Origin of the sequence: Cellulomonas septica, assembly GCF_012396155.1 — a bacterium.
Taxonomy (GTDB): domain Bacteria; phylum Actinomycetota; class Actinomycetes; order Actinomycetales; family Cellulomonadaceae; genus Cellulomonas; species Cellulomonas septica.
Map to the genome: position 1 here is coordinate 1 of NZ_JAAXOY010000128.1, position 7,178 is coordinate 7,178.

At 72.8% G+C, this 7,178-nt stretch carries 7 protein-coding genes and 1 tRNA gene; 4 read left to right on the forward strand and 4 right to left on the reverse strand.

The genetic code is table 11. From position 1 onward, the window contains the following. On the reverse strand, positions 1-530 hold a 530-nt coding region (locus HGA02_RS07025), incomplete at its 3' end, for a thiamine pyrophosphate-binding protein (RefSeq protein WP_246247518.1). Between the two features lie 158 nt (positions 531-688). On the opposite strand from HGA02_RS07025, the gene HGA02_RS07030 reads away from it, so the two are divergent. Then, positions 689-2,593, forward strand: a complete 1,905-nt coding sequence (locus tag HGA02_RS07030) for an FAD-binding monooxygenase (RefSeq protein WP_168678429.1) — start codon at positions 689-691, stop codon at positions 2,591-2,593. Positions 2,594-2,669: 76 nt separating this feature from the next. On the opposite strand, the gene HGA02_RS07035 is transcribed toward HGA02_RS07030, so the two are convergent. Further along, the gene (locus HGA02_RS07035) at positions 2,670-3,563 is read right to left on the reverse strand and encodes a phenylalanine 4-monooxygenase (RefSeq protein WP_168678430.1); all 894 of its coding nucleotides are present in this window, start codon (positions 3,561-3,563) and stop codon (positions 2,670-2,672) included. A gap of 108 nt (positions 3,564-3,671) precedes the next feature. On the opposite strand from HGA02_RS07035, the gene HGA02_RS07040 reads away from it, so the two are divergent. Next, positions 3,672-4,142 carry a GNAT family N-acetyltransferase gene (locus HGA02_RS07040; RefSeq protein WP_168678431.1) on the forward strand — a complete coding sequence of 157 codons (471 nt, stop codon included), beginning with the start codon at positions 3,672-3,674 and terminating at the stop codon, positions 4,140-4,142. Between the two features lie 23 nt (positions 4,143-4,165). Here HGA02_RS07040 and HGA02_RS07045 read toward each other — a convergent pair. Next, positions 4,166-4,239 (reverse strand) — tRNA-Leu (locus HGA02_RS07045). Between the two features lie 208 nt (positions 4,240-4,447). On the opposite strand from HGA02_RS07045, the gene HGA02_RS07050 reads away from it, so the two are divergent. Both HGA02_RS07050 and HGA02_RS07055 read left to right on the forward strand, forming a co-directional pair. Next, complete coding sequence (locus HGA02_RS07050) at positions 4,448-5,140, forward strand: ANTAR domain-containing response regulator (protein WP_124342085.1); 693 nt, start codon at positions 4,448-4,450, stop codon at positions 5,138-5,140. A gap of 197 nt (positions 5,141-5,337) precedes the next feature. Then, the gene (locus tag HGA02_RS07055) at positions 5,338-6,606 is read left to right on the forward strand and encodes an ABC transporter substrate-binding protein (RefSeq protein WP_124342084.1); all 1,269 of its coding nucleotides are present in this window, start codon (positions 5,338-5,340) and stop codon (positions 6,604-6,606) included. Between the two features lie 227 nt (positions 6,607-6,833). Here HGA02_RS07055 and HGA02_RS07060 read toward each other — a convergent pair. Next, positions 6,834-7,178, reverse strand: a 345-nt coding sequence (locus HGA02_RS07060; protein ID WP_210728266.1) for an endonuclease/exonuclease/phosphatase family protein, incomplete at its 5' end; no start/stop codon positions are given.

Here is a 7,178-nt window from a genome sequence, read left to right on the forward strand (position 1 = left end):
AGCGGACCCGGTAGGCGCGGCTCCGGCACGTCGGGCACCGGACCCGCGTCGAGCGTCGCCACGTCGTAGGGGATCGCCAGCACCGTCGGGACCCGGTACGTCAGGGCGTGCTCGACCGCGATCGCCGTCGTCGCCGCCGCGTCCGCGCGCCCCACCGTGTACGTGCGGGCCCCGACCGCCGACGCCATCGCGATCTGGTCGACGTCCCACGGGCGCGGCCCCGACGTCGGCTCGTCGCCCACCACCAGCACGAGCGGCACGTGCGCCTGCACCGCCTCCGCCAGCGCCGTCAGCGTGTTCGTGAACCCCGCGCCGTACGTCGTCGTCGCCGCCGCGAGCCGCCCCGACGCCCGGTGGTGCGCGTCCGCCGCGACGACCGCCCCCGACTCGTGCCGCACGGGCGTGAACGTCGCCGACGTCTGCCGCGCGAGCGCGTCGAGGAAGTGCGCGTTGCCGTTGCCCATGACCCCGAACACGTGGTCCACGTGCGCGGCGAGGGTGACCGCGGCGTGCGCGGAGACCGAGGGCATCGCCGACCTCCTCGTCGAGCGTCGGACCCACGCCGTCGTGGGGCCGTCCGCTCGGCACTCTATCCACCGCCGTATACGATCCGCACGAGGGAGGTCCGCGCGACCGACCGGCGCGCCACGCCTCCCACCTCGACAACGACGTCCGGGGGAGTCGCACCATGCAGTTCCACCACCACGGCTACGTCTCGGGCGACCCCCGCGTCCAGCCCGCGGCCGGCGTCGGCCTCGACCGCCCCGACGACCTGCCCGACGAGGTCGACGTCCTCATCGTCGGCACCGGACCCGCCGGCATGATCGCCGCCGCCCAGCTCTCCCAGTTCCCCGACGTCACCACGCGCATCGTCGACCGCCGCCCTGGACGCCTCGCCATCGGCCAGGCCGACGGCATCCAGGCCCGCAGCGTCGAGACCTTCCAGGCGTTCGGCTTCGCCGGCCGCATCGCCGAGGAGGCCTACCGCATCACCGAGATGTGCTTCTGGCACCCCGACCCCGCCGACCCCACCCGCATCGTCCGCGGCGAACGCCCGCCCGACGACCCCTCCGGCATCAGCGAGTTCCCGCACCTCATCGTCAACCAGGCCCGCGTCCTCGACCACTTCGCCGAGTTCATGGCCAACGCCCCCACCCGCATGCGCCCCGACTACGGCTACGACTTCCGCGACCTGCACCTCGACGACCACGACGACCACCCCGTCACCGTCCGGCTCGTCCGCACCGCCGGCGACGACGCCGGCACCGAGAAGACCGTCCGCGCCCGCTACGTCCTCGGCGCCGACGGCGCCCACAGCGACGTCCGCCGCGCCATCGGCTGCGTCCCCCGCGGCGACTCCGCCTTCCACGCCTGGGGCGTCATGGACGTCCTCGCCGTCACCGACTTCCCCGACATCCGCCTCAAGTGCGCCATCCAGTCCGGCACCGGCGGCAGCATCCTGCTCATCCCGCGCGAGGGCGGCCACCTGTTCCGCATGTACGTCGACCTCGGCGAGGTCCACCCCGACACCCGCGACGCCGTCCGCGCCACCACGATCGACCAGATCGTCGACCACGCCAACGCCATCCTGCGGCCCTACACCCTCGACGTCCGCTCCGTCGCCTGGCACAGCGTCTACGAGGTCGGCCACCGCGTCACCGACCGCTTCGACGACGTCCCCCTCGACCAGCGCGGCACCCGCACCCCCCGCGTCTTCATCGCCGGCGACGCCTGCCACACCCACAGCGCCAAAGCCGGCCAGGGTATGAACGTCTCCATGCAGGACGGCTTCAACCTCGCCTGGAAGCTCGGCCATGTCCTCACCGGCCGCAGCCCCGGGACCCTCCTCGCCACCTACTCCGCCGAACGCCAGGTCATCGCCCAGAACCTCATCGACTTCGACCGCGAGTGGTCCTCCCTCATGGCCCGCAAGCCCGAGGACCTCGACCCCGGCGAGCTCGCCGCCTTCTACGTCCGCACCACCGAGTTCCTCTTCGGCTTCATGACGCAGTACCCGCCGTCGATGCTCGTCGCCGCACCCACCCACCAGCACCTCGCCACCGGCTTCCCCCTCGGCAAGCGGTTCAAGTCCGCCCCCGTCGTCCGCGTCGCCGACGCCAACCCCCTGCACCTCGGCCACCAGCACCGCGCCGACGGCCGCTGGCGCGTCTACGCCTTCGCCGACCGACCCGCCGCGGGGGAGCGGTCCGCGCTCGCGGCCTGGGCGGACTGGATGGCGACGTCGCCCGACTCACCCGTCCTCGCCCACGCGCGCGAGGGCGACGCGCTCGACGCGCTCCTCGACGTCAAGGTCGTCTACCAGCAGCGCCACACCGACGTCGACGTGACGCGCGTACCCGCGCTGTTCCTGCCGCGCACCGGCCCGTTCGACCTCGTCGACTACGAGAAGGTCTTCGCGGTCCACCCCGACGACGACGTGTTCGACCAGCGCGGCGTCGACCGCAACGGCTGCGTCGTCGTGGTCCGCCCCGACCAGTACGTCGCCGCGGTCCTCCCGCTCGACGCGACCGCCGACCTCGCGGCGTTCTTCCGGCAGCACCTGCTCGTGCAGGCGCGCGAGCCCGTCGCCTGACCGCGCCCGGCTCGCCGCGGCGGGCGGTCCGCGGCGATGGCGAGCCGGCGCAGGCCGACCCGCCGTACGCCGTCCGTCAGACGCGTGCGGCCTCGCGGGCGAGCCGTGCCGGCGTCTCGTCGTCGAACTCCGCGAAGAAGCCCCCGACCCGGTCCGTCAGCTCGCCCATGCCGTCGCACGCGAACAGGATCGGCTGGTAGTGGCTGATGTCGTACGCGAGCGTCGCCATCTGGTGGAAGTCCACGGGACGCACGTCCGCGCCGCGGAACTCCTCGATCTCCCCATACGACGACAGCAGCCCGGCACCGTACGCGCGCAGCTCGCCGCCCTCGTACATCACGCCGAACTCGATCGTGAACCAGAAGACGTCCGCCACGTACTGCAGCCCCTCGGGCGTCTCGCACCGCCGGGCGGCCTCGCCCGCCCGCCGCTTGACCTCGGCGATCGCCGGGTGCGCGAGGAGATTGCAGTGCCCGACGACCTCGTGGAGGATGTCCGGCTCCGGCGTGTAGAGCGGCTGCGACGCGTGCCGCAGGTACTGCGTCGAGTGGAACACCCCGTCCGCGAGCGACCCGTAGAACACGTCGAGCGGCACGAGCCCGGCGGCCGGGTGGAGCCGGAACCCGCTGAGCGGCATGAGTCCCGCGCTCACCTCGTCGAGCTGCGGCACGTGGTCCGTCGGCAGCGCGAGGGCCTCCTTGCCCTCGAGGTACCCCCGGATCGCGAGCCGCTCGTGCTTCGGCACGAGCTCCCGGCACACCGTCTCCCAGATCCGGTTCTCGGTGTCGGTGTACTCCACGCGCGGCACGGGATCACCGGGCCGCCACGCGAGCGCCGGGGCGGCGATCTCGTCACGTCGTCGCCGGTACTCGTCGTCCTTCGCACCGGGATGGTCGTCCGCGAGGTGAACCCTGGCCTTGCCGTCCTCGTCCGCGGTGACGGGGGCGTACAGCTGGCCCTCTTCGAACATGCGACCCGTTCTACGCCGAACGCCGCGCGGACGCATCCCCCGGTCGCGCGCACCGGCCGCGCCGATCCTCCGTGCGAGGTGTGCCGCCGACGTCGCTAGCCTGGCGCGATGCCGCCGACGATCCGCCCGTACGCGCCCGACGACGCGCGGGCGACCCTCGACGTGTTCCTCGCGGCGATCCGCGTCACCGCGGCCGCGGACTACACGCCGGAGCAGCTCGCCGCGTGGGCGCCCGACGACGTCGACCTCGCGGCCTGGGCCCAGCGCCGTGCCGCGCGTCGCACCGTCGTCGCGGAGGTCGACGGGTGCGTCGTCGGCTTCACCGACGTCGACGCGGCCGGGTACGTCGACATGATGTTCGTGGACCCCCGGGTGGGCCGCACCGGCGTCGCGTCGACGCTCCTCGGCTGGGCGCACGACGCGGCGGTCCGCGACGGCGCGTCCACGCTCACCACCCACGCGAGCCTCACCGCGCGCCCCTTCTTCGAGGCGCACGGCTTCGTCGTGACCGCGGAGCAGCACCCGGTCCGGCGCGGAGTGACGCTGACGAACTTCGCCATGTCGCGCCGCCTGCCCTGACGCGTCGCGGACGGGCCGAGCGGTGCCCCGAGTGGGATTCGAACCCACACTGGATCGGGTTTGAGCCGAACGCCTCTGCCGGTTGGGCTATCGGGGCCAGGCCGCCAGGATAGACGCGAACCGGACCCGCCCGACCGGGCGTCACCAGCACGCGGACACCGACGCGACCCCCAGGGCGGCCGCGGCTCGGCACCCGGCGCACCGCCTCCGGTGAGCACCGGCGCCGACGTGTGCGCGTCCTGCGGCGTACGTCACAGCGCCCGTTGCCCGCAACCCGCCCACCCACGGCGACTACGCTGTGCACCGTGACCACGGACGAGACCCCCGAGCCCACCGAGGCGACCCCCCTCGACCTGCCGAGCGCGGCCCCGGCGGCGGAGCCCGCCCCCGAGCCCGCGAGCAGCACCACGGGGCGCCCGGCGCGCCGCGCGGTCGTCGCCGAGGACGAGGCCCTCATCCGCATGGACGTCGTCGAGACGCTCCGCGACGCGGGCTTCGACGTCGTCGGCGAGGCCGGCGACGGTGAGCAGGCGGTGGCCCTCGCGACCGAGCTCAAGCCCGACGTCGTCGTCATGGACGTGAAGATGCCCGTCCTCGACGGCATCTCGGCGGCCGAGCGCATCGGCAAGGCGCACCTCGCGCCCGTCGTGCTCCTCACCGCGTTCTCGCAGACCGAGCTCGTCGAGCGTGCGCGCGACGCCGGTGCGATGGCGTACGTCGTCAAGCCGTTCAGCCCGGCCGACCTGCTGCCCGCGGTCGAGATCGCCATCTCGCGGTACGCGCAGATCAGCGCGCTCGAGTCGGAGGTCGCCGACCTGGCCGAGCGGTTCGAGACCCGCAAGCGCGTGGACCGCGCGAAGGGCCTGCTCATGACCAAGATGGGCCTCACCGAGCCCGAGTCGTTCCGCTGGATCCAGAAGACGTCGATGGACCGCCGCCTCACGATGCGCGAGGTCGCCGACGCCGTCATCGAGCAGGTCGGCGGCGGCGCGTCCTGACGCCCGCCCCACGGTCACGAGGCCGGTCGAGCATCACGCTCGGCCGGCCTCACTTTTGTCACAACTCTGCAACAAACATGCCCTGAGACAGAGACATTCACATCCCGGATACAAAGACTGGTTACCTTCGCGCCACACTGCACCGGTCCTCACCAGGGATCGGCGGGACGCAGTACTCGACAAGAGGGGTACCACGCATGATTCGTTCGACACACGCAGTCAGGGCCGCAGCCCTGGCGGGCGCTGCCGCGCTGATCCTCGCCGCGTGCAGCGGCGGGGACGGCGACAGCGGCGACGACGCGACCGACGGCGGCTCCGACTCCGCCGCCGCGCTCAAGATCGGCACGCTGCTGCCGCAGACCGGCTCGCTCGCGCAGCTCGGCCCGCCCGAGATCGCCGGCGTCGACCTCGCGGTCAAGGACATCAACGAAGCAGGCGGGGTCCTCGGCTCGGACGTCGAGGCCGTCCACACCGACTCCTCGGACGCCGAGCACGCCGAGGTCGCCACCCAGTCGGTGCAGGACCTCATCAGCCAGGACGTCTCGGTCATCGTCGGTGCCGCGTCCTCCTCGGTGACGCGCAACGTCATCGACGACATCACCGGCGCCAAGATCGTGCAGATCTCGCCCGCCAACACGGCGACGGACCTGTCCGGGACGAACGACTTCTACTTCCGCACCGCCCCGCCGGACACCGTCCAGGGCTCCGCGCTCGCCAACCTGATCCTCGGGGACGGCGCCGTGAACCCCGGCATCCTCGTCTTCAACGACGACTACGGCACGTCGCTGCGCGACGTCGTCGAGAAGGTCGTGACGGACTCGGGCGCGACCCTCGCGTACGGCTCCGCCGGCCAGGAGTTCGACCCGAACGAGACGAACTACACCTCGATCGTCAGCAACGCGCTGGCGGCCGGGCCGGACGCGATCGCGATCATCGCGTTCACCACGCAGACGCCGCTCATCATCAGCGAGCTGGCCGCGCAGGGCTACGACATGTCGAAGGTCTACTTCGTCGACGGCAACCTCACGCAGTTCGGCGAGGAGTTCCAGGCCGGCCTGCTCGAGGGTGCCCAGGGCACGCTGCCCGGCGCGTTCCCGAGCGAGGAGTTCCAGGCCCGGCTCGCCGAGGTCAACGACTCGCTGAGCGACTACTCGTACGCCGCCGAGTCGTACGACGCCACGATCCTCGCCGCGCTCGCCGCGGTGAAGGGCGGCGACACCGACGGTGAGACCATCCAGGCCAACCTGGCCGCGGTCTCGGGTGCCGACGGTGGCGAGAAGTGCGACACGTTCGCCGACTGCGTCAAGCTGCTCGACGACGGCAAGGACATCGACTACGAGGCCGTCTCGGGCGTCGGTCCGTTCAACGCGGACAACGACCCGTCGTCCGCGTACATCGGCGTCTACACGTTCGGTGCGGACAACAAGTACACGTTCACGAAGTCGGAGTTCGGCGAGGTCGGCTGAACGCAGACGTGACGGGCGCGAGCCCGTCGGACGTGACCGAGGGGTCGGTGCGGCACGAGCCGCGCCGGCCCTTCGGGCGTTCCCGGCGCCCGCGCGTCCTGCGTGCCGTCCCGCGGGCCCGGGAGGCCGCCCCGCGCCGACCAGCACGCCCGGTGGGCCACGAGGCGACCGTCAGCACGTCCCGTGCGCTGTCAGGGCCCCTGAGGGCCGCGCACGGTCCACCCGGCTCAGGCGGGCAGCGCGACGTCCAGGACGATCGCGCGGTGGTCGGACAGGCCGGTGTCGACCGAGACGGCCGGCCGGGACACGTGCAGCGGGCCGTCGGCGAGCACGTGGTCGAGCTGGCGCTCGGGGACGCCCACCGGGTACGTCGGGACGGTCGCCAGCGGCCGCATGCCCGTCGCGCGCTGCGGCCGGTCGGGCTCGAGGTTGAGGTCGCCCATGAGCACGAGCGGGCGGGGGAGCGGCTGCACCTGCCCGACGAGGTGCCGCAGCTGCCGGACGTTCCAGCCGGGGATGAACGTGAGGTGCGTCGCGACGACGGTCAGCGTGAACGCGGGCCCGTCGACGAC

Coding starts and splice junctions, on each gene's coding strand:
- HGA02_RS07030 (WP_168678429.1), top strand. CDS start 689: ATGCAGTTCCACCACCACGGCTACGTCTCGGGCGACCCCCGCGTCCAG.
- HGA02_RS07035 (WP_168678430.1), bottom strand. CDS start 3,563: ATGTTCGAAGAGGGCCAGCTGTACGCCCCCGTCACCGCGGACGAGGAC.
- HGA02_RS07040 (WP_168678431.1), top strand. CDS start 3,672: ATGCCGCCGACGATCCGCCCGTACGCGCCCGACGACGCGCGGGCGACC.
- HGA02_RS07055 (WP_124342084.1), top strand. CDS start 5,338: ATGATTCGTTCGACACACGCAGTCAGGGCCGCAGCCCTGGCGGGCGCT.